Source organism: Marinobacter sp. EhC06 (assembly GCF_001650915.1).
In the GTDB taxonomy this organism is placed as follows: Bacteria; Pseudomonadota; Gammaproteobacteria; order Pseudomonadales; family Oleiphilaceae; genus Marinobacter.
The window spans coordinates 22,674-43,897 of sequence record NZ_LXYO01000003.1 but is presented as its reverse complement, the minus strand read 5'-3'; the positions used below and the strand labels follow the sequence as shown (position 1 = coordinate 43,897).

The 21,224-nt window shown below is 52.9% G+C and carries 25 protein-coding genes; 12 read left to right on the top strand and 13 right to left on the bottom strand.

Annotated features, from left to right (window positions below):
• Window positions 1-7: 7 nt before the first annotated feature.
• Window positions 8-1,402: a cytochrome c oxidase accessory protein CcoG gene (ccoG, locus tag A8B84_RS03335; RefSeq protein WP_064227949.1), complete on the top strand. Its 1,395-nt coding sequence runs from the start codon at window positions 8-10 to the stop codon at window positions 1,400-1,402.
• Between the two features lie 75 nt (window positions 1,403-1,477).
• Here the strand turns inward: ccoG and A8B84_RS21170 are convergent, their stop codons facing one another.
• The 3 genes from A8B84_RS21170 to A8B84_RS03325 all read right to left on the bottom strand — a co-directional run bounded on the left by A8B84_RS21170 (window position 1,478) and on the right by A8B84_RS03325 (window position 3,011).
• Complete coding sequence (locus A8B84_RS21170; RefSeq protein ID WP_201257850.1) at window positions 1,478-1,654, bottom strand: hypothetical protein; 177 nt, start codon at window positions 1,652-1,654, stop codon at window positions 1,478-1,480.
• A 243-nt stretch (window positions 1,655-1,897) separates the two neighbouring features.
• Window positions 1,898-2,368: a DUF1348 family protein gene (locus tag A8B84_RS03330; protein WP_064227948.1), complete on the bottom strand. Its 471-nt coding sequence runs from the start codon at window positions 2,366-2,368 to the stop codon at window positions 1,898-1,900.
• A 46-nt stretch (window positions 2,369-2,414) separates the two neighbouring features.
• Window positions 2,415-3,011, bottom strand: coding sequence for an RNA polymerase sigma factor (locus A8B84_RS03325; RefSeq protein ID WP_064227947.1), 597 nt, complete (start codon window positions 3,009-3,011; stop codon window positions 2,415-2,417).
• A 191-nt stretch (window positions 3,012-3,202) separates the two neighbouring features.
• Here A8B84_RS03325 and A8B84_RS03320 point away from each other — a divergent pair, with 191 nt between their 5' ends.
• The gene (locus tag A8B84_RS03320) at window positions 3,203-3,772 is read left to right on the top strand and encodes a TetR/AcrR family transcriptional regulator (RefSeq protein ID WP_064227946.1); all 570 of its coding nucleotides are present in this window, start codon (window positions 3,203-3,205) and stop codon (window positions 3,770-3,772) included.
• Window positions 3,773-3,798: 26 nt separating this feature from the next.
• Here A8B84_RS03320 and nrtS read toward each other — a convergent pair whose 3' ends face one another.
• The 3 genes from nrtS to A8B84_RS03305 are packed head-to-tail and all read right to left on the bottom strand — an operon-like array spanning window position 3,799 to window position 5,776.
• Window positions 3,799-4,044 carry a nitrate/nitrite transporter NrtS gene (gene nrtS, locus A8B84_RS03315; protein WP_064227945.1) on the bottom strand — a complete coding sequence of 82 codons (246 nt, stop codon included), beginning with the start codon at window positions 4,042-4,044 and terminating at the stop codon, window positions 3,799-3,801.
• Window positions 4,031-5,452 (bottom strand): dihydrolipoyl dehydrogenase, encoded by a 1,422-nt coding sequence (locus A8B84_RS03310; RefSeq protein ID WP_064227944.1) that lies wholly within the window; start codon window positions 5,450-5,452, stop codon window positions 4,031-4,033. Before A8B84_RS03310 ends, nrtS begins: the two co-directional genes overlap by 14 nt.
• 48 nt (window positions 5,453-5,500) lie before the next feature.
• Window positions 5,501-5,776: a glutaredoxin family protein gene (locus tag A8B84_RS03305; protein ID WP_082905059.1), complete on the bottom strand. Its 276-nt coding sequence runs from the start codon at window positions 5,774-5,776 to the stop codon at window positions 5,501-5,503.
• 216 nt (window positions 5,777-5,992) lie between these two features.
• On the opposite strand from A8B84_RS03305, the gene A8B84_RS03300 reads away from it, so the two are divergent.
• On the top strand, window positions 5,993-6,823 hold the full coding sequence (locus A8B84_RS03300; RefSeq protein ID WP_082905058.1) for an alpha/beta fold hydrolase: 831 nt from the start codon (window positions 5,993-5,995) through the stop codon (window positions 6,821-6,823).
• A gap of 58 nt (window positions 6,824-6,881) precedes the next feature.
• Here A8B84_RS03300 and A8B84_RS03295 read toward each other — a convergent pair whose 3' ends face one another.
• The gene (locus tag A8B84_RS03295) at window positions 6,882-7,133 is read right to left on the bottom strand and encodes a hypothetical protein (RefSeq protein WP_064227943.1); all 252 of its coding nucleotides are present in this window, start codon (window positions 7,131-7,133) and stop codon (window positions 6,882-6,884) included.
• A 292-nt stretch (window positions 7,134-7,425) separates the two neighbouring features.
• Between A8B84_RS03295 and A8B84_RS03290 the strand changes: the two genes are divergently transcribed.
• The 4 genes from A8B84_RS03290 (at window position 7,426) to A8B84_RS03275 (ending at window position 10,930) form a co-directional block, all read left to right on the top strand.
• Window positions 7,426-8,451: a lipid A deacylase LpxR family protein gene (locus tag A8B84_RS03290; protein WP_064227942.1), complete on the top strand. Its 1,026-nt coding sequence runs from the start codon at window positions 7,426-7,428 to the stop codon at window positions 8,449-8,451.
• 117 nt (window positions 8,452-8,568) lie between these two features.
• Window positions 8,569-8,892 (top strand): thioredoxin, encoded by a 324-nt coding sequence (trxA, locus tag A8B84_RS03285; RefSeq protein ID WP_064227941.1) that lies wholly within the window; start codon window positions 8,569-8,571, stop codon window positions 8,890-8,892.
• A gap of 134 nt (window positions 8,893-9,026) precedes the next feature.
• Window positions 9,027-9,980 carry a LysR family transcriptional regulator gene (locus A8B84_RS03280; protein ID WP_064227940.1) on the top strand — a complete coding sequence of 318 codons (954 nt, stop codon included), beginning with the start codon at window positions 9,027-9,029 and terminating at the stop codon, window positions 9,978-9,980.
• Between the two features lie 191 nt (window positions 9,981-10,171).
• On the top strand, window positions 10,172-10,930 hold the full coding sequence (locus tag A8B84_RS03275; protein ID WP_064227939.1) for a hypothetical protein: 759 nt from the start codon (window positions 10,172-10,174) through the stop codon (window positions 10,928-10,930).
• 111 nt (window positions 10,931-11,041) lie between these two features.
• Here the strand turns inward: A8B84_RS03275 and A8B84_RS21625 are convergent, their stop codons facing one another.
• Window positions 11,042-11,185 carry a hypothetical protein gene (locus A8B84_RS21625; RefSeq protein ID WP_162841242.1) on the bottom strand — a complete coding sequence of 48 codons (144 nt, stop codon included), beginning with the start codon at window positions 11,183-11,185 and terminating at the stop codon, window positions 11,042-11,044.
• Between the two features lie 174 nt (window positions 11,186-11,359).
• A complete protein-coding gene (locus A8B84_RS03270; RefSeq protein ID WP_064227938.1) occupies window positions 11,360-12,235 on the bottom strand; it encodes a PhzF family phenazine biosynthesis protein in 876 nt (291 codons plus the stop codon).
• A gap of 369 nt (window positions 12,236-12,604) precedes the next feature.
• Here A8B84_RS03270 and A8B84_RS03265 point away from each other — a divergent pair, with 369 nt between their 5' ends.
• A complete protein-coding gene (locus A8B84_RS03265) occupies window positions 12,605-12,874 on the top strand; it encodes a hypothetical protein (RefSeq protein ID WP_064227937.1) in 270 nt (89 codons plus the stop codon).
• A gap of 73 nt (window positions 12,875-12,947) precedes the next feature.
• Here A8B84_RS03265 and A8B84_RS03260 read toward each other — a convergent pair whose 3' ends face one another.
• Entirely contained in the window at window positions 12,948-13,490 is a 543-nt protein-coding gene (locus A8B84_RS03260) for an NADPH-dependent FMN reductase (protein WP_064227936.1), read from the bottom strand.
• A gap of 67 nt (window positions 13,491-13,557) precedes the next feature.
• Window positions 13,558-14,430, bottom strand: a complete 873-nt coding sequence (locus A8B84_RS03255; RefSeq protein WP_064227935.1) for a pirin family protein — start codon at window positions 14,428-14,430, stop codon at window positions 13,558-13,560.
• A gap of 105 nt (window positions 14,431-14,535) precedes the next feature.
• Between A8B84_RS03255 and A8B84_RS03250 the strand changes: the two genes are divergently transcribed.
• Entirely contained in the window at window positions 14,536-15,456 is a 921-nt protein-coding gene (locus A8B84_RS03250; RefSeq protein ID WP_064227934.1) for a LysR substrate-binding domain-containing protein, read from the top strand.
• Between the two features lie 122 nt (window positions 15,457-15,578).
• Here the strand turns inward: A8B84_RS03250 and A8B84_RS03245 are convergent, their stop codons facing one another.
• Together A8B84_RS03245 and A8B84_RS03240 are read right to left on the bottom strand one after the other, a co-directional pair.
• On the bottom strand, window positions 15,579-17,093 hold the full coding sequence (locus tag A8B84_RS03245; RefSeq protein ID WP_082905057.1) for a DUF1254 domain-containing protein: 1,515 nt from the start codon (window positions 17,091-17,093) through the stop codon (window positions 15,579-15,581).
• 40 nt (window positions 17,094-17,133) lie between these two features.
• Window positions 17,134-18,552 carry a DUF1254 domain-containing protein gene (locus A8B84_RS03240; protein WP_064227933.1) on the bottom strand — a complete coding sequence of 473 codons (1,419 nt, stop codon included), beginning with the start codon at window positions 18,550-18,552 and terminating at the stop codon, window positions 17,134-17,136.
• Window positions 18,553-18,797: 245 nt separating this feature from the next.
• Here A8B84_RS03240 and A8B84_RS03235 point away from each other — a divergent pair, with 245 nt between their 5' ends.
• The 3 genes from A8B84_RS03235 (at window position 18,798) to A8B84_RS03225 (ending at window position 21,152) form a co-directional block, all read left to right on the top strand.
• Complete coding sequence (locus A8B84_RS03235; RefSeq protein WP_064227932.1) at window positions 18,798-19,757, top strand: helix-turn-helix domain-containing protein; 960 nt, start codon at window positions 18,798-18,800, stop codon at window positions 19,755-19,757.
• 204 nt (window positions 19,758-19,961) lie between these two features.
• Window positions 19,962-20,273 carry a helix-turn-helix domain-containing protein gene (locus tag A8B84_RS03230; protein ID WP_161487081.1) on the top strand — a complete coding sequence of 104 codons (312 nt, stop codon included), beginning with the start codon at window positions 19,962-19,964 and terminating at the stop codon, window positions 20,271-20,273.
• Window positions 20,274-20,375: 102 nt separating this feature from the next.
• The gene (locus A8B84_RS03225) at window positions 20,376-21,152 is read left to right on the top strand and encodes a hypothetical protein (RefSeq protein ID WP_064227930.1); all 777 of its coding nucleotides are present in this window, start codon (window positions 20,376-20,378) and stop codon (window positions 21,150-21,152) included.
• The last annotated feature ends 72 nt before the right edge of the window (window positions 21,153-21,224 follow it).

Below are 21,224 nucleotides of genomic sequence, written 5' to 3'. Positions count from 1 at the left end.
GCAGCGAATGAGTCGCCTGATCTCTGTTAAGCAAATTGAATCTTCATCAACAACTCGTGAAGCTGAACAGAAAATTCAGCCGCGAAGTTTTTCCGGGCTTTACCGCCGTTTGAGGATGACCGGCGGGTTTGTCCTCTTCGCCCTGTATTTTGGCGTAGCCTGGCTGAACTGGGGTGGCCGGCAGGCCGTACTCTGGGATCTTTCCGAAAAGAAATTCCACATATTTTCAGCCACGTTCTGGCCAGAAGACCTCGTGTTGCTTTCTGGAATCCTCCTGATTTGCGCCTTCGGCCTGTTTTTCCTGACTGTATTGGCCGGGCGGGTATGGTGTGGCTATGCCTGTCCCCAGAGCGTCTGGACCTGGGTCTTCTTGTGGGCAGAGCGACTGACAGAGGGGGACCGCTCAAGAAGAATCAAGCTTGATGCCGCGCCTCTGAGTCTGCACAAGATCGCTCGCCGGGGTTCCAAGCATGGACTCTGGTTGGTTATCAGTCTGCTAACGGCAATTACGTTTGTAGGCTACTTCACGCCGATCCGGGATCTTGTCGGTGATCTTTTTGCCATGGAAGCATCCGGCTGGGCCGCGTTCTGGGTCCTGTTTTTTACCACGGCTACTTACCTGAATGCCGGCTGGCTCCGCGAGAAAGTCTGTTTTCACATGTGCCCATACGGTCGGTTTCAGTCGTCCATGGTGGATGCGAACTCCCTGGTGATCTCCTACGACGTCGCCCGAGGTGAACCGAGAGGGTCGCGGAAAAAGGATGCAGCGCTTTCCGAAGGCGGGCTTGGTGACTGCATTGACTGCCAGATGTGCGTTCAGGTATGCCCGACCGGTATCGATATTCGGGACGGTTTGCAGATGGAGTGTATCGGATGCGCGGCGTGCATCGACGCGTGCGACTCGATTATGGACAAGATGGGGTATGACCGCGGCCTGGTGCGTTACGCCAGCGAGCGCGAACTACAAGGCGGAAAAACAAACCTGTTGCGACCACGACTGGTGGGGTATTTCGCGTTCCTCGCTTTGATGATTGCGTTATTTTCCTGGGGCGTGGCGTCCAGACCACTGGTAACCCTCGATGTGGAAAGGGACCGCGGTATGTATCGCTATACCGGCGGGGGCAACATTGAAAACAGCTATCTGCTCAAGCTTACGAATAAAGACAGCAGCCCGAGATACCTGGTGATCGAGGTTGGCGGTTTTGAAGAATTCTCAACCACAGGTCCCGGAGGTGTCGTGATTGGAGCAGGTGAGAGGGTTGAGGTGCCATTTTCTGTCGCTGTTCCGTCCTCCTCCCTTGATTCCGGCGCTAACGACGTTGTTTTTGAGGTCAGCACGTTGAATCACGAAGGGGCAGTGACAACCGGCACCACCACCTTTCTTGGCCCCCCAAAACACTGATGGGATCGGTCTTTCGGGATGAACAAGGGGACAGTCGCGAATCTCGTCGAGCCGTCCCCTTGGCGTCCTAGGGATTCATGATGCGATTAAGCTCACTCTCCGGCGGCAGGCCTTGAAGGAAGAGACCACTTTCAAACCCCGGTCGGTCACTTGCTTGATAATCTTAGGGTGACCATCTGAAGCGTGGGCTGTTGCCGAGAAAAGAAAGGCCGCGCTGATTAAAGCAGACAGCCCCGAGATTGTTTTATCCATGGTTTTACCCCTTTACAGACGTGGATCGATTAGCTGGTTGGGTAAGGGTATTGCCATTCTCGATACGGAAGTCTGCAGATCGTGCTGGAAAACCGTCAGGTCGTTTGAAAAGCCAATTCGGGGAGAAAGAGATGAGAACATGGCGAAGTAAAGGCGGCGCCGGTGGGCATTAAAGTATTATCACCGGTCCGCCCGAATGGGATATGGCTCAGAATTCTCGGAGAGAACGCAACTGCGGCAAGATCAGAGACCCAGGTCACTGAGGCCGGGGTGATCATCCGGACGGCGACCGAGCGGCCAGCGGAAAAGCCGGTCTGATTCTTTAATGGGGCTATCGTTGATGCATGCGAAGCGTCGCTGCATCAGGCCGTCGGCATCGAATTCCCAGTTTTCATTTCCGTAGGAGCGAAACCAGTTTCCACTGTCGTCGTGCCATTCATAGGCATATCGCACGGCAATCCGGTTGTCGGTATAGGCCCAGAGCTCCTTGATAAGTCGGTAGTCCAGTTCACGATTCCATTTACGGGTGAGGAACTCTTCGACCTGCTCGCGGCCATTGGCGAACTCCGCCCGGTTGCGCCAGCGTGTGTCCTCTGTGTAGGCGAGGGCAACCTTCGCCGGGTCACGACTGTTCCAGCCATCTTCGGCAAGGCGGACTTTTTCAATGGCGCTTTCCCGGGTAAAGGGAGGTAGTGGTGGACGTTGGGTGCTCATAAGGTTTCTCCAGTTTTAGCAAAACACAGTGAAAAGGCCGCCTGGATCAGAGCAGGGCGGCCAGTTCATTTCGTGCACGGTGCAGGATGACCCGCAGGTTTCCGTGGGAAATTTCTAGCACATCAGATACCTGCGAGCCGGTGAGTGGGCTCATGCCCTTGAGCAGAATCGCGTTGGCGTGATCCCGGTTCATATTCTTCATTTCAACGCGAATGCGTTCCTGAACCTTTGCAGTCTGGGTAGCCAGCTCCGGTTCGCTGAGATGCCCGGCGGCGCCATTAAATTGGTTGTCCGGTGAGTTGTCTGATAACAGGGCAAGGCTTGGCGTGGCCGGAAATTCCTTACGGTTTTCCCGATACGTGTTGAAGGCTTTATTGGTGACAATCCGGCATAGCCAGGTCTTGAGCGAGGAACGGCCCTCGAAAGAACCAATGGCTCCAATCGCCGCCATCCAGGCTTCCTGGGCGATATCTTCGGCAACGGCTGCAGAAGTGTACTTCGCCGCAACCCTCAGCATCACTGGATGATATCTCCGGTAAGCTTCCGCAAAGGCTTGTGGGTGCCCGGTCTGCAAGCCATCTATCAAATCAGCTTCAAGCCCAAACACGGGCGCCTTTCGGGTGGTTTTGATTTGAATGTCCATCGTGCTCTTCTCCGTGTCTCGTTCACTGGTGGTTCGCAAGTCAAACCGACAAAAACACCAGTCAAAAAACACCCTGTTTCACTGCGCTGAGTGGCATTTCTTGAAGTAGACAAGTCGGTCTATTTTTAATTCTAGACAGATCTGTCTAATTTGGTCAAGATATATTCAACGAACAATTTGGAGTTTTGACGATGGGTCGAAGGCAGGATTTGGTCGACACGGCACTGCGGCTGTTCTATGAGCATGGTATTCATGCCATCGGCATCAACCAGGTGCTTCAGGAAGCAGGCGTCGCAAAGCAGACGCTCTACAACCATTTTGAGAGCAAGGACAGCCTGGTAGAGGCAGCAGTTGAGCACCGGGACAATCTGTTTTTCGACTGGCTAGAGGGGCGAATGAACAGTCAGCCAGCGGGAAGAGAGGCACTCATGGAAATGTTCGATGCGGTTCACGATTGGTTTAATAATCGCGTACCAACACTGCATCGTTTCTATGGTTGCTTCTTTATCAATACCTGCGGTGAATACAGCTCTCCCGAGCACCCGGTACACAAACGATGCGCGGCCCACAAAGCACGGGTTTTCGAGCTCCTGAAACGGCACGCTCTGGAAATCTCCACTTCAGAAACTGAAGCAGAAGAGCTGGCCAATGCACTGTTTTTATTGAAAGAGGGCGCTATTGTGAAGGCTCACGTCGAAGGCGATCTGGATGCGGCACTAAAGGCAAAAGCGATTGCCTCAAGAATGATTTCGCCGCACTGAGATACAGCGCGGCGAAATCAGGATGGTTAACGATACCTTGAAACAGGCACATTGAGCCCGGAGGATTTCTGGCAATCCCGCTCGCTGGAAAGCTTACCGAGCATGAAAACGCAGAAGGGAACGCAGTAGGTCAAAAGTGCCGGCAGCCATTGAATTTCCTGGTATCCGAACAGCGCATCATGCTGGTTGATCAGCAATAGAATCGTACCGACTACAAGGGCAACCTTAGCCGCCTGGGTGTGGTAGCGCCTGAACAATTCAAGCAACTGCATGGGGCGCCTCCTTACGTTCTGTCTCTTTCAGCTTCTCCGAAGCATCTCGGAAGGCGGTGCGAACACCTTCTTCAATAACCGGGTGATAGAAAGGCATCCCGAGTATCTCGTTTACCGTAAGAGACTGCTGCACGACCCAGGCCAGTAGGTGACCTATATGCTCCGCTGCCGGCCCAAACATTTCTGCGCCCAGTAGAATGCCGCTGTGCTTGTCTGCGTAGATTTTCAGCATGCCCTGGTTTTTGGCCATCACCCGGCTTCTTCCCTGATTGTGAAAGCTGACCTTCCCGGTGATGAAGGTGTGTGGCACCAGTTCGTGCGCCCGTTTGCCTACACTGGCAATTTGCGGGTCGGAAAAGACGACGCCCAGCCCGGCACGTCGATGGCCGGCTTCAACAGTGGGAAAGGTTCCTGCGTTGCTTCCCGCGATACGACCCTCATCTGAGGCCTCATGCAACAGGGGCAGCTCATTGTTGGCGTCACCTGCTATAAAGATGTGCGGTGCACTGGTTTGCATTGTGTGCGGGTCGTAGGTCGGAACGCCGCGGGCGTCCAGGATAATGCCGGTACTCTCGAGGCCAAGCTTGTCAGTGTTCGGAGTGCGACCGGTTGCCGCCAGAATATAGTCAACCACTACCGTGTGAACGATGCCTCCGGATGTGCGGTAGGTTACCTGCACGCCGTTCAGGGTTTCCTTTGCTGCGAGAACTTCCGCGTGAAGGACCAGATCAAATTCGGACTGAAAAGTATCCGCCGCAATTTTCCGGATTTCGGAGTCGGCAATTCCACCGATCGATTCGTTACGCGACAGCATCGTAACGTTGACGTTGAGTCGGCTTAGAGCCTGGCCCAATTCCAGACCGATAACACCGGCCCCGACAACAAGTACGGATGTCGGAAGCTGCTCCAGTTCGAATACATCGTCGTTAACGAGCAGGCGGTTACCCGCGTCCTCCAGTACTTCGGGAATAAACGGTCTGGAACCTGTGGCAATAACAATCCGGTCGGCAGTGATTTCAAGACCGTTATCAATCAGCAAACGATGGGAGTCCACGAATCGGGCATATCCACGGACCTTGTGGCTATCATCAAACTCTTCGACATCTTCGACAACAAATCCGACGAAACGGTCACGCTCTTTTTTTACCCGATCCAAGACCGCCGCACCGTCAGTCTCAACCGTCGGGACATAAAGTCCGAAAACACCGGCATGCTTTGCGCCGTGGGCGGCCTCTGCAGCGGCAATCAAAAGCTTACTGGGCATGCAGCCAACACGTGCACAAGTGGTGCCATAGTGGCTCCCCTCAATCAGCGCGATGCTGTCGGTATGTTTGCGAGCTTCGCGATAGGCACCCATACCGGCTGTGCCCGTGCCAATGATGGCAACATCAACTTTTCGTTTAAGCATTTTTGCTCTCCTGAGTTTTGCGTGGATCAATAAAAGGTCTGGTCGCGATCAGCTCGCCTTGGTGGCTTGGCGCTGCAGGAAGCGGACGATGTCTTGAGATTCATACAGCCAACGAACTTCCCCTTTCGATTCGATTCTCAGGCAGGGAACCTGGGCTCGGCCTCCACCTTTGATCAGCTCTGCGCGGTAGGCAGGGTTTCTGGCGATATCCCGTTCTTCCACTTCGATGTCGATGTGCTTCATCGCAGAGCGGGTGTATGCGCAGAAAGGGCATGAGCGAAAGTGGTACAGAGAGAACGATGTGGTTTGCGAACTGACGGACATGAATTGTCTCCTTCCTATTGAATGTGAGTGACATTCTCTGTTCTTTTGCCAGAGTGGAAACGGCAGGACGGTTGGAATAGTTGTCCATCTGTTCGAGCAGAACGCTTGTGGTGGGGTGTACAAGAATCGAACAACTAAAGCTTGCATCACCTATTAAGCTGTATATACACTTAATGGTATCAGATGATTCCTTTCAACAGGTTGAGGAAAGCGGAAATGAACCTTTCTCTGAATATGTTTCAGGCTGCGTTCGGTGTTTACAGCCGAATGCTGCCATCCAGCGCGGCATCAAAAGCGGTCGAGCTTATGACCATTCCCCGAATTAAGGCCGAACGGCGCGCGTCATCTCGCGAGCTGTTCGAGCGGGTCGTGCCTCTCGGTAATGACGGCTTGATGTCGATTTATGGGAATGGCCCGAAGAAAATTCTGGTCCTGCATGGGTGGTCGGGTTGGATCGGCCAATTCAAGGATCTGATTAGTGAGTTCGACCCTGGTGAATACACCATTTTTGCGGTTCATCCGGCCGGACATGGCGATTCAGAGGCCACCAAATCTCATCCGGGGCGGTTTATTGAGGCCGTTCTGGACGCCCACGAATACGTGGGGAGTTCTTTTGATGTTGCGATCGGACATTCACTGGGTGCGGCTGCGCTTGTGTATGCTCAATCCACCAGGGGTTGCTTTGATCGCCTGGTACTGGTTTCAGGCCCGGCAACGATTGAGGGCGTCCTGAGCCGATTCGCCCGGTTTGTAAATCTTGGCGAGCGCAGTGAGCGTCTTTTCGTTCGCGACATGGAAGAAACGGTAGGACTGAGCGTTGATCGATTGGATCTGACTACGCTTGCGCCTGGAATCGAGGTACCCGTTTTGCTCATCCATGATGATTCGGATTTGGAAGTTCCGGTTACTGAATCCGTTGCACTGAGCGAGGCGTTTCCGAGGAGCCGTTTAACCCGTACAACGGGATATGGTCATAGCCGGCTTTTACAAAACCCTGAAGTCGTTCGAGAAATCGTCGAATTTACACATTTACCGTTCCGACCATAACCCGAGACTGAAAAAAGCACCGTCCCTGGTGCCAAGACGCAAAACAAACATCTGAAACTCAGCCGTGGCTTTCGGGCTGTACCTGGCCACGGATAACAATCTGACCGCTATACGGGGCCGGATTTGCAGTATCGTTTTTGGCGTCGCGATCCTGAATCTCACCACGAATCACAATTTGGCCGCTGTAGGGAGCGGGCTGAGCCTGTTCGGAGCGGGGCCCATCAGATTTACGGTCTGCGAGGGTCGCATGAGCGGGCAGGGCAGCCACAGTAATAAGGGAAGCCAGGGTAACCAGTACAAATTTACGCATTTTCAATTCTCCACAGTTTGAGTTGATTCAGCTGACTCCGATACCGGAATCGGTCGGATATCAGATGAGCGAATTGTGGGACTGAACAATGTGGAGGAATAATTCTGAAACGGTATGGCAAACATCATTATCAGTGATGGGGGTTGATGACGACTGCCCAAAAACCGCACGTATTACTACTTATCTATCAACCGAGGTGATGTTTTAAATATCAACGCTTGATTAGTTCTGAAGGCCAGGAGTTCGAAGAATAGCAGCCAACTTTTCTACCGACACAATTTCGGAGTTGGCTATGATTTTTCGATTTTTGACCGTTTCTCTTTTAGGCGCTGTTTTGGCTTCGTCTGCACTGGCAGAGTCCGCTGATTCGGTGCTCGCGCTCTCCACGGACAACGACCTGTTCGCCCCAACGCAAACGGATCGGGATTACACCGCCGGTGTAGCGATTACCTATTCCTCCAATTCCGAGGATTTCATTGGGAATCCGGTGTCCAGGGTGAGCCAGGGGCTGGACAGTTTCGTGTTTCCTTATCTGGGCCAAGAGGTCGGGAGCCCGCAAAGCGCCGCGCTTGAGCTGGGCGTTTATGGCTTCACCCCTGAGGAAATCAAGGAATCCGCGATTGATCGTAGCGATCGGCCCTACAGCAGTCTGGTTTACCTGTCTTCAAGCCAGAGTTACCAGGCTCTCGGGGTCGACTCGGGCTGGACCACATCCATGACCGTGGGTGTTCTGGGACTTGATGTATTCAAATCCGGCCAGAATGCGGTTCACAAGGTGGTAGGTAGTGACCGGGCGAACGGTTGGGACCATCAGATCTCGAATGGCGGAGAGCCCACTTTCCGGTACTCGGCCGCGTATCACCGATACCTGGATGCCAGCCAACCAAATCAACAGCTCAAAGTGACGTATTTCGGATCGGTCGGATATCTGACGGAGTTTGGAGCAGCATTGGTATTCCGGGATGGCCTGATTTCCTCTCCGGACAACCGATTTAACCCCGAGCTTATGGCCTACGGTGAGCGAGCGCCCGGCGTTTCCGCACCTGGCGGACGCGAGAATTATTTCTGGGGCGGCGTGTCGGTGAAAGCCCGGGCTTACAACGCTTTTCTTCAGGGCCAGTTTCGTGATTCGGACCATGAACTGGATGCCAATGATCTGAACATCTTGCTGGCTGAAGTATGGGCTGGTTATACCCACAGCTTTCTGGCGGGCACCGAGCTGAGTTATGTGCTGCGTGTTCAGAGCTCGGAGATTAAATCCGGGACGGGAAACCGAACGCTGGCCTGGGGCGGGCTGGTATTCAGCAAACGGCTGTAAAGGCCGGGTGGGCACTCATCATTACAGGAAATAGAGCTTATACCGTCCAGCAATTGGTTTTTGCACGCATCAGGCTTCAATGTCTGAACCATGCTATTTGATAAAGGAGTTGAACCCATGAGCAAAATGATTGAAGTAACCGATGTAAATTTTGAGCAGGCTGTTGTACAGAGTGATCGCCCTGTGCTGGTCGATTTCTGGGCACCGTGGTGTGGTCCCTGCAAGACAGTTTCCCCCATGCTGGAGGCAATCGCCGATGAGTTTGGCGATGAGTTGACCATCGCCAAAGTGAACGTCGACGACAGTCCCGATGTAACTGCAAAAATGCGGATCAGGGGCATCCCAACCCTGGCGCTGTTTCAGGATGGCGGCGTGATTGCCCAGAAAACCGGGGCCGGCAGCCTGAGTGAATTGAGAACCTTCGTGAAAGGGAATTTGTAAACCTATCCCAAAGCCTCCCGATCGGGAGGCTTCTTCGTATCAACTGCAAGAAAGTCAGGCTTTGAGAAATACTGCAATTGCGGTTCATGCCCTTCCAAGCCAGACTTGTCCGGGTCAATCTCCAGGAACTTTGAATGAAAACGCAAGAACTTCAGCTGTTGTACATTTTCGATGCCATCATGACCGAACGCTCTGTGACGCGAGCGGCAGACCGGCTTGCCATGACCCAGCCTGCAGTATCCAATGCGATTTCCCGAATGCGCCAGATCTGGAACGACCCATTGTTTGTGAGAAAGGGTCGCAACATCGAGCCAACATCCTACGCGCTCAGCCTGTGGGATCAGGTGGGCGATCACATGTACGCACTGACGAATGCAGTCAGTGCCACGCAATTCGATCCGGCGACATCGAAGCGAAAATTCCGCATCGCAGTCACGGATGTAATTGTTGAAATGATTTGGCGGCAGCTGATTGAACTTCTTGAAGACCAGGCGCCGGGCGTTGATATTCATGCCGTGCCATACACACCAGAGGGCACATACGACGACTTGCGCGAGGCGCATGTCGATCTGGCGGTCGGTATGCTTACCCAACACGATCACAGTTTGCGAAGTACGTGGTTGTTTGAAGGCGGGTATGTTCTGGCGATGCGCGCAGACCACCCGTTGGCTGGCCGACAGATCACCATGGATGAATTCCTCCAGGCACGGCACCTGCTTGTGACGATGTCAGGGGATGCACACGGATTCGTGGACAGCTACCTTGATCAGAAGGGCCAGAGCAGACGCATTGCTGCGACGGTCAACCATTTTTCGATTGTTCCCCAGGTCCTGAGGGATTCGAACCTGATCGCCGCGGTTCCCGAGTTGATAAGCCAGGACTGTGGCTTCGTGGACGGGCTATGGATGGGGCAGTTGCCTTTCGAAGTAGACCCGACCAGTCTGTATCTCATCTGGCACACACGCCACGACCGTGATCCCGGAATCGTCTGGTTGCGAAACCACGTAGAACGGCTCCTTCGCGAGCGCTGGCACGACATTATGACCAACTCGCCTTGTGGCCATTCGGCGGTAAAAGCCATCGCCTGAAACGAGTAAAAGCTCATTCATCATTTTTCGTGATGACAAAGATACCGCAACGGAATTATTCAGCCCCCCGAAAACTCCCAATAATCCTCTGCAGATGTCGCGAGTTGCGGCATCGGCAAGGGCCCGGTTAAACCAGGATTGATCCGGCCAACTTGACCAATAATCTGCATATCTTGGAGTTGGGAGGGGGAATGAACGGCCAAACGAACTGCCCGTCGATGGGGTCCAGCTGGCAACCTGCTGCAATCACCGATGCCGCTGACCAGAAATGGTACAAGCCAATCATCTCTGTAAACGCCGACAACAGCGGCAACAGGCACGTTTACAAGGCTTTCAGATTCTCCCGGGGCCTGCTCGGGAATTACTTCCGGTTTCTCGCGTCCCACGAACTCAGGATGCTGAGAAAAGTCGAGCACCTGGATTTCACGCCTGATCAAGTCAGCCGGCCGTCAGACGCTTCGCCTACCATTCATTATCGTCTGATCGAGGGAAGGCCGGTAAAGGAAATTGCGGCGGGCAAAGGGGTACCGCACAACTTTTTCTCACAACTTTTCAGTGATGTGAAGACCCTGCACCAGCATGGGGTTGCCCACATGGACCTCGGCAATTCCGGAAACATTCTGGTTTCGGGGCGGGGCGACCCTGCAATAATCGATTTTGGCTCTGCCATTCCCCTGAGTTGGCTCCCATCATCCATTCAGGGCTGGGCCTGCCGCAAGGATATCCTTGGGGTACTGAAGCTCTGGCATCGTTTCGATAGTGATTCGATGCCTTTGTTTCTTGTGCATTACTACCAGAGCAATTATCGCAAAAACATTTACACGCCCAAGCGCTTTCTGAAGGCGCTGAGGCGTTGGGTAACTGGCAGCGCTGACACAGAAGGCTTGTCCGGAGTGACGACCGTGATCAGTGTGTTTTTCGGTCTCCTGGTACTGGTTTCTTTCACCTGAAGAGCGGCATTCTGTCGCTCACTCCTATGCCTTGAGTTTGGCGAAAAAATTGGTAGGGGCAGACAAAAAAAGGGGCGGTCATGGTGACCGCCCCTTTTAGTTGTGCTCAGCTCAGTTGCTGATACCAAGATCGACTGTTTCGATCGCTGGATTGTTTCCGCGATCGATATCTTCCTGGCTCACACCTTCCGCCTGTGCGAAAGCAGAGAAAGCGATTACAGAGAAAACGAGAAAAAACTTGTTGATTGCGTTCATGTGATATTCCACCTTTCAAGAGAGTTAAGTTAGACAGCATCGCCGTATTGGCTTGATGGTTATTCTCTTGTTTTCCCGTCCTCAGAAAAAATTGCTTTGCGGTATACAACACATCAGGTCAGGTGATGGGTTTAGACGAGCGCTCTAGCGCAGATAGCGGTCGCCTTCGGATCATCAAAATTCAACTTCCATAACTTCTCTGATTGCGCCCCGACCACCCGCGAACAGGTTCTCGATCCTGTTATCGGTTCCAATAGTCAGCCGCACGTTTATGACGCTAGGTGAGGGTGCGACCATCCAGCGACCTTGTTCGATGGTGAATTCCTGCTTTTGAATACCCAGTTGGTCACGCAGATAGCAAGCCAGCGGGCCGGCCGCCATTCCAGTCGCAGACTCTTCCTGAATGCCGTATCGGGGTGCGAACATGCGGGCGCCTGCGTCTCTCCCATCGCCAACGTCGTCGAAGGAGAATACGTAATATCCTATAAGATCCAGAGCTTCACTTAGCTTCTCGATGAGGTCGAAATCTGGCTCAAGACCCTTGATTGTCTTGCCGTCGCGAATGCCAATCACCACAAAGCTGTTGCCGGTATTGACTAACATTGGCTCGGCACCGTCGATCAGATCGTCCCTGGTTATCCCAAGGGAGAGCAGGGCAGCCCGTAGATCACTCTCGCCTAACGCTTCGAAGCGGGGAGCTTTCTGCTCCATATAGGCGGCTTCGCCCTCCATATTGACTGACCTCAGGCCATCAATTGTCTCCTTCGATGACCGATCATTAGCTAACAGCCCTTTTTGCTTCAGAAAACTGAAGGTTGCGATCGTTGCGTGGCCACAGTGAGCGATCTGCTGGGTTGGCGTAAAGAATTCCAGTTTAATGTCTGCCAAATCCGACGCAGACACAAAAGCCGTTTCCGACAAGCCGACAGCCGCTGCGATCTTCTGTTTTTGCTCGGAGCTCAACTGGTCGGCATTCAACACAACACCTGCCGGGTTGCCCCCGAAATCGCCGTCAACAAAGGCACTGATGATTGGGACTTCAATTTTCATAATGAGTATTCCTACCGTTGATTTAGTCACCTTATGTTTTCAGTGAACGGTGCCCGGAACAAACGGGTGAACCTGGTCTTTGCTTAATTTAAAATTAACCGTAAACAGAATAGAGATAATGCAAAAACTACCTCCGCCCGATCGAAATTGTTGTCCCGGCAGAATACCAATACTACCTGTTTGCACCGGAAGCGAAATTTCGCACGGACAAGATTCGTGCTTTTGTATCGTGGATTATCGGCGAAGTAGGTTCTTAATCACTCATAGTCATTTTGGCTAGCAAGGCCATTCGGGAAGCTTTTCTGTAACAACATGGCTGCTCTGATCGTCAAAGAAATGACCATCGTTGATTAGGTTCGGGAGGGCGCCATGAACGGTTCGACTCAGCTATCGCAAGGAAATTACCTACCGACAGAGGGAATGAAGGGGCTTTTGCGTCGGTGGTTTTATCTGAAATTCGTTCAGAAAAAGAGCACCGTTGAATTGATGGCCACAGCCTCTGATCTTCGAAATAAAAGCGCGTTGAGTATTGTGGCGTTGCTGGATGTTGACGAGCAAATGATATCTCAAGTGGTAGGTAAGAAAAGGCTCATTTTTGTTCAGAACTGCCACGCCTACCTGAAGGGCCCAGGAAAGTAGCTGCCGTTCCGATGTGTCAGAGACCAAACAGACGGAATATGAAGTCAACCGTCCGCTTGGTCGCTGGTGCTCTTTAGGCGGTTTGGGGTTCAAAGGCAAAGGCACCCAATACCTGTTCAAGCTTTTCAACGAGATCACTATTCGTCAGCTCGCCGCGATCGACATCGAAGTTATCGAAAAAGCTTGGAATACTGAGACTGCCAACGACCTTCCCATTAAAAAAGGGAGCAGCGGTTTCAGCAAGCTTCAACACGGTGTTTCCGCCACCTGGCCCCGGAGAAGTGGCGAGCATAACGATCGGCTTGTCACGGTAGACGTGTCGGCCAATTCGGCTCATCCAATCGAAGAGGTTTTTAAACGCTACAGTGAAATTGCCATTGTGTTCGGCAAAGGAAACAAGAATCGCGTCCGCTTGTTCGATTTTGGTCTGGAAGGCGTGGGCGCACTTTGGAATGCCGTACTGCTCTTCCAGGTCGATACTGTAGATCGGCAAGTCAAAATCATTAATCTCAACATAATCGATCTCCGCATTCGCCAGCTTGTTCGCGGCGTATTTCACGAGTTGTCTGTTGATGGATTTGCGACTGTTGGTCGCTGCAAACGTTAAAACTTTCATGTTTAGTCCCTCGACAGGGTTAATGATTGATGGAATAGCTGTGCCGCTGGGGAAGGGGATTTCTCCCTCACTCAAGGTGCCCCAACTCACCCGCGTTATAGCGAGCAACCACTTCATCGACTTCTTGTTGGGTGCTCATTGCAAACGGCCCGCGTTGAACGAAATGTTCATTGATGGTCTCACCGGACAGCACCGCGAAATGGCTTCTTGTAGGAGACTTTCCTCGCACTGTGACTGCCTCGCCCTCTGCACCGTTAATCGCGCTGGACTCTCCCTGGTGGAGAGTGAACCATTCGCCGCGCACCTGATATTCAATGTCGCCTTCAACTGAATAGATCCAGGCATTAAAACCGGTTTGAATGCGGTGTTCGAATACCGATGTTTTGTCTGCAAAACCATCAAGAATAGTGGCTGGCCACACCGACGCTGCGTCTGTCTCGACCCCATTGCTTTGGCCAAGAACCAGCCGCACACGGTAGCCTTGCCCCTTCAAGGTCGGCATGTCTTCTCGCTTCACATGCAGGGAGTTCGGCGCCTGGCGCTTCATGCGTGCGGGCAAGTTAACGAAAATCTGCAGTCCATGAATCGTGGCGCCTTTACGCGGTGCCTCGTCGTGAATGGCACCGCTGCCCGCATTCAGCCAGTAAAGGTCGCCAGGGTTAATGTCGAAGTCATTCCCCAGCGAATCGCGGTTGTTGAATTTACCTACCGTATCTTCAAACAAAACGGTAACAGCCGAGAGGCCAGCGTGAGGGTGGGTACCAAAGGTCGGTGCCGTCATTGTGTAGTGATCCACCATGATGAAGGGATCCATGGCCCCATAGAACTGCCCGTGACGAAAACCCACACCCGTGAACCCTGAGCCCACACTAATTGGGCTTCCCTTTACCGGGGCGAAAGCTGTCATCGAGTCATGTTGTTGAGCAACTTGATAGGTCATTGTCTTTCTCCGTTCCATTTCTGGTCTGAATAAAAGTTAGCAGCTTGGTATTTGAATAAAAATGGCTAAAATCTGAACTGTTCGTTCCATATTTAGGACGCAGATATGAACATTGACCTGAACGACTACTTCTATTTCGTGCATGTCGTTGAAAAGAAGGGATACACCGCAGCGGCAAAGGCATTGGACATGCCAAAGTCGCGATTGAGCCGTCATGTTGCTCAGTTGGAAGAACGCCTTGGTGTGAGGCTACTTCAGAGAAGTTCCCGTAACGTCGCGGTAACCGAAGAAGGGAAGAGCTTTTACCAGCATGCTCGAAAGCTGGTTGATCACTTCGAACTGGCTGAAGCAGCAATGGACAATAAAAGTGGAAACCTTTCAGGGAAAGTCGTGATCGGCTGTTCGATAGGTGTGGCGCAATTTGTTCTGCTTGATATCGTGACTGATTTCGCCAGGCAGCATCCCAAAGTGCTTATCGAACAACGCGTCTCCAACACCATGGTCGACTTGATTACTGAAGGGATAGACATCGCCATTCGAGGGCACAGTGGCGAATTGCCTGATTCGAGCTTGGTCCAGCGGTTTATCGCCAATGTGGAATGGCAGTTTTATTGCTCTCCCGGCTATCTGGAGCAGCTAGGACAACTTGAAACACCGTATGATCTAGCCAGTTGTCGTTTTTTAAAAGTGGGGAGAGCCGGCGCGAAAGAGGCGATTCCTTTACAGCACAAAGACGGCCTTCGAACCCATCAGAATACCCATATCGCGCTTTGCTCAGAGGATATGTCGACAATCAGGCAAGCCGCGATCGATGGCCTGGGCGTTACCGCATTACCCGATTATGTCTGCAGAGCAGCCGTTCAAGCTGGCCAGCTCATTCGGGTATTGCCAGACTGGATATCGCAATTCGCAAGCCTCAGCCTGTTGATGCCATCACGGGTGGGTGTGCCACCCCATACAAAAGCCTTAGCCGAGTTCATTCGTGAGAGACTGCCAGTAGCTTTAGCGCCAGCAATCCACGAATAACCCGAGCTACAAGTATTGAGAAAATAGCATTGGCGGGAGTGGAGATTGACTCCAACTCAGCCCTGGAAACCTTGGCTGAGTTGGGAAGGGCATCTGGGGCCATAGAACTTGCCGTTGCAAGACTACATATTCTTTACCAGCTCAATATCACCAGGACGCCAGGACTTGTTGATCCATGGCGCCATAGGTCCGTACATTCGCAAGATTGCAAACCAGCTTTTTCCCGGAACCGTTTGCAGCCAATTGCCTTCATTTCCCTCAGGTGCTTGCGGCGCGAAATAGACGTCGTAGGATCCATCAGAATTCTTCTTGATACCCTCGCTCTGACTGCCAACCGTCGGGAACAGCTGGCCTGTCTGCAGCTGGGTACGCGTCTGGGTATCATAGAGTGTGACTGCCCAGAAGTTGTTCACCGGCACATCTGGCGGCAAATGCAGCCGGTAGGTCCTGTCTCCGTAAAACGGTTTATCATCGCTATCCAGCATGGCAAGCGCATAATCGGAGCCCACCCCGGCGCGGGTCGCCGCCATCGCCGGCGTTACACCACCGGCGTTGTAGTAGAACAGGACCCGGGCATCAAGGTTCATCACGCCGTCTGCCCGAAAAGACGTATTCTTGTTGGCATACCCCATAACCCAGTTGCTGTCCGTTCCTGGGTAGATGTACACGCCATCGATCCGCGGATCATAGGTAATCGAACGCCCTGCAGCATTGCCCAGAGTAGCGGCCTCAGTAAGCAGTTTCTGCATCCGCTCATCAGGATTGAACGGCTTGCCTTTGACGATTCCGATGGCGGCCATATTACCGCGCACTTCCGGTCCGACGGCATCGACCGGCTCTGCCTGAACGATAGTGTTCAATATCTCATAATATTCCAGAGTGCTTGGGAAGATAGTGCTGAACGAGCGTCCGGACATGTTCACGAACTGCGTCGGTTCCGGATTGTCCTTTTCCTTCAGAGGATAAATCTTCAGTCCGGCCTTGAAGTTGTCGGCTGCAGCTTTGAGGCCATCTTTGATCGAGCCTCGCAGGAACAGGAAATTATTGTTCGTGGATGGCCTGAGCAGATAGTAGCCGTCCGGTATGTCACCCGTGTAACCAGGAGGCAGCACAAGGTACTTGCCACCCTTGCCCTTGTCAGGCCCGGCAGCGCCGATGTCACCAACGTAACGTTGCCAGGCATCATTCAGAAAGCCGAGCATGCCAGGTGGAACCTCAATAACAGTTGGCCCGTCGTTTGCCAGATCAGTAGGGGCGTAGGCATACATGGTCGAAGTGTTCGACGTAATGACCGGTGTCCTGGAATCCATTAACTGTTCCCAGATAGCGATCTTGTTGGGCGCATCAGCCCCTTGCTGGGCCATGCCAAGCAAAACGGAGTAGATGGATACAGCACCAACATTGTCCAGGTACACACCAAGCGCACGTGCACGGTTCAGATAGTCGTAGACCAGATCATTGGTGTCTCCGATCGGCACGCCATCGAAAAACTCCAGTTCACCGGCAACCGTCTGCACCTTGTCCGGTATCGACGCTGCCCTTGTTTTCGCGGCCTCCCTCGCACTGTCTGCCTGTGCATGGCCAGTGGCGAGTGCCAGTGAAGTGGCTAATGCCATCGCAGTAAATTGAATTTTCATTGCCTTTCCTCATTCCTTGGGCTTTGCCCGTTTCTCTATCCTATTTCACCATCTCCAGCTTCGGAGCGGTCCACGTACCATCCAGAGCAGCTGCTTCTGGCCAATAGATGCGCAGATAAGCTGAGAATGGTCCCTTGGGCGCAGGAAGCCAGTTGGACTCCAGATCCTTGCCGGGTGACTCGTGCTGGATGTAGAGGGTGAGGCCGCCATCGGTATCCTTCTGCAGCTTCGGTAGCATCGGCGAATTGATGAGGTAGCGGTCGATAGGATTGGCCACCAGCAAGCTCTCAGGTAGTTGATACATGGTGAGCGACCAGAACGCATGCGCGGGTGGCAGTTGGCCCTTCGGGAAATGCAGAGTATAGCGGTTAGCGCCGTTGAGCTTTTCGCCGCTGGCGTCAGTAAAATAAATAGGGTACATCGCTTCCTGTTTTGAGTTCCCCCAGATGCCAATGGTTGCGAGCCAGCGATAGAAGTAATTGTTTTTCATGGATTCGCGCGTACCGAAGACATCGCCGGCGGTAATTTTACCTTCCGCCAATAACTTCGCGCCGCCCGCAAACTCTTTCCAGGCGTCGCCTATGCCTTCCTCTAAGGCTTTCTTCATTTCGGGGGAAAGCTTTGCGGGCTCAAAGGTCTTTCCGGCGCCGATGCCAATCCTGGCGAACCTCTCCATGAGTTCCTTCTCAGACGGAACAGTTGGACTGAATTGCAGGACGAAATTCAGGATATTGAACACCTCGAGGGAGCTTTTCTGTTCTTCCTGGCTGATCGGCTTGATGAAGTCGATGGCCGGTGCGGGGGTGGGCGCGGGCTGGCCGAGGAACTGGCTCAAGGGCTGCACCTTGTACTCCGACTGAATTCTCTTCACGTTGTCGAGGTCGGTCGGATCGAAAAGCTGGGTGCGGTAGATCAGGGTGTTTATCTCGGTCTCAGACTGGATGACCTCCTTGATTCCCTGCGGTTTCTCGCCCTTCCAATTCGGGCCAGCGAGCATGATGCTACCCGCTTCGTTACCGGTGGTTCGGCTGCCGGCATAAGCAAAGTTGAACGTATAGGCGTCGATGAACTGAATCGAATAATAACGACCTTCTGGAATTTCCGGGACCGTCAGAACGAGCGGTTCGGCCCGGAGGTCTGCACCGAGAAAGGAATAGGGCGTGTCGGAGTTGGGCGTTTGGACGGCCTTGTCCTCCGGGGTGTAGACGCGCGGGATGTTGTGGATCTCATTCCACTGTCCCTTGTATTCGGGGTCGGTCTTGTCAACGAAGTAGCCGTATTGGATGCGGTAGCCGTCCACCATGGGGTAGCCGTAGATATAGGCTTCCTTGGCGATAGCGCGTGCTTCCGCTGGCGTTACAGCGGGTGCAGCAGCGCTGTCAGCCCCGGCCGGCAACAAGACCAACGCAAACACGCTCGCAATGGTGAGTTTGAACGTGGTGTGAAGGGATGTTTTCACAGCTATTGCTCCTGCTTGATGTCCATTTTTTCGCGTGTGCGAACCGGTGACTTGTTTAAAGCTCCTTCTTAATCATCACCGGTGCGTCTTTCAGGCGCTATCAGTTATGCGCAAGACACGGAGGGCCCAGGGCCGTGTGGGTAGGGAGGATATGCGCTGCATTTATTATTGAGAGGTTTCTTGCGGTGGGGTCATAGCGGGCTTAATCTTAACTATGTCTATCGAGAAATCGCAGGGAGCGATCCATGGACGCGACACGTGGTATTTCAGGGAACCCTTACCAGCCTCCGGTGTTTCATGATCTGGACGAGGTTAACCATGCCATCAGCGGTTCGAACCTGGAATTTATCCAACTGAAGTCTGGCAATCTCGACGTTGCGCTTGATCAGATGTCACTGGGCGACCTTTCAATCGATGTCGGTGCAGTCAACCTGCCCATCCGTGTGATGGGCGAACTGGACCCCGGGCGATTCAGTATTGGTGTCTTCACAAGAGGCGCTCAGGCCACCTGGAACGGCAATCACGTCGATGACTCGCAATTGTTAGTGTTCCCACCTGGCAAGGAGCTTAGTGGCTATGCTTCGACAATGTACGGGTGGACATCTCTTATCATTCCTCCCGCGTGGATTGATGTAATCGAACAATCCACTTCTCGGACGAACATAACCCAGGTGGCTTCCTGCATCACCACTCGTCCCGCTCCCGAAACGCTTGCGGAGCTAAAACAGGCCATCTCAAACGTATTTCGACTAACAGAGAGCCCGTTGGCTGGCCCAGCGGAAGAGTGGTTGGTGACCGATCTCCGCAATATGCTGGGTGCCGTTCTGAGCGCTATGGATGTCCCTCCGGCGAAAGTCAGTTCTCAGGCCAGGGGGCATTTCATTGTCGCGAAGCGAGCCGAACGTTATATGCGCGAGAGAACCGAAGAGCCGTTGAGCATCGATGACTTATGCGTTGCGATGAATGTTAGCCGTCGATACCTGGAATATGCATTCGCCGATGCCTTCGGTACGAGCCCGTCCCGCTATCTACGCCTGATGCGGCTTCACCAGGTACGCAGCAGACTTAAGGCGTCACGTGGCCAAACCACAGTCACAAACGAGGCACTCAGGTTGGGCTTCAGCCACCTGAGCCTGTTTGCCACCCAGTACAAGAATGCCTTTGGTGAGTGCCCGAGCCAGACGCTTGCTCGTGCGACCCGATAGTCACCGTACGCCTGCTACACAACTTCTTCTCGCCAACCCGCACCCATGCGGAATCACGATAGCGCAGCCGTCTCTCACCGCAATAGAATCCACTCTTACGCAATCTGGCGTCTAAGGGTGTTCTCGATAATTCAGACCATGCAAATCAAGAGATCGACTCATCAAAGCAGACTGGATGAAGCGCTCGCCTACATCGCAGGACATATGAAAGAAAGAATCCAGCTCGGTCATCTTTCTGAAGCGTCCGGTGTGAGCAAGCGAACGCTCGGTTATCTTTTTCTGCACACCTACGGCATCACACCGATGGCCTTCTTGAAACGGGAGCGACTGAGGAAAGCCAGGATGCTACTTCAGCATGCCGACCCTTCCACGACCACAGTTACGAGTATCGCCCGAGAGTGCGGCTTCCAACACATGGGCCAGTTCTCGCTCGACTACAAGCGGCTGTTCGGAGAATCACCTTCCGCCACCTTGCACCAGAGCCGGACAGGTGAGGGGAGCCCGGAGCGTTCGTAATCGACGGACGGAGCGCCTGTTCGGAAACGCTATGCGTTTTCTTGATAGCGACCGGACAGCTATAGGGGAATAGTGAGGCTATAAACGTGGAGGAGGGATCACATGCGCGTCATTTCGTTTCTTATATTTCTGATTATCACGAGCACGGCGATCGCTGAAGAAGACCCGAGATTTAGCATCAGCATCGGGGCTTTTTTTACAGATCGCGAAAGTAAGACGAGAGTTGACGGGGACTCTGGCCGTGGAACGGACATAGACTTGGAAGACGACCTTGGTCTGAAGAAGTCGGATACGGTTTTTCGTGTGGACGGCTATTGGAGATTCGCAGAGAAACATCGATTCGACTTCAGCGTATTCGATCTTTCTCGCGAATCCTCGAAACAGATTGAAAGGGAAATAGTCTGGGAGGATACAACGTATCCCATCAACAGCACGGTAAATACCGATCTTGACCTCTCGATCTATAAAGCTGCATACACCTGGATGTTCCTCAAACGCGATCGCAGTTTTCTCGGTGCAACTGTCGGTCTATATGTAGCCGACATGAAGGCGACTTTATCAGCATCCTCGGTCGGCAGTGTCGAATCGAATGACCTGACAGCACCTTTGCCAGTAATCGGTCTTCGCGGCGAACACCGCTTTGCTGAGCGATGGGCTATCCGCGGCAGTGGGGAAATTTTTGCCGTTGACTACGGAGACTATGAAGGATCGCTTTACGACGTCTTTGTCGGTTTCGATTTCAGCGTGACTAAAGCCATTGCGATTGGCGTTGGTATTAATGCTGTTGAACTCGACGTTGCGGTCTCAAAAAGCAGTTTTCAGGGAGACTTGAACTGGCAGTACGAGGGTGCGCTGGCTTATCTCAAATTTGATTTTTAGGTGCGAATACCTCTTTTAACGATTTTCAACAGGAGTAATTCCTCATGCACTTACGCAGACAGTACTCGATTC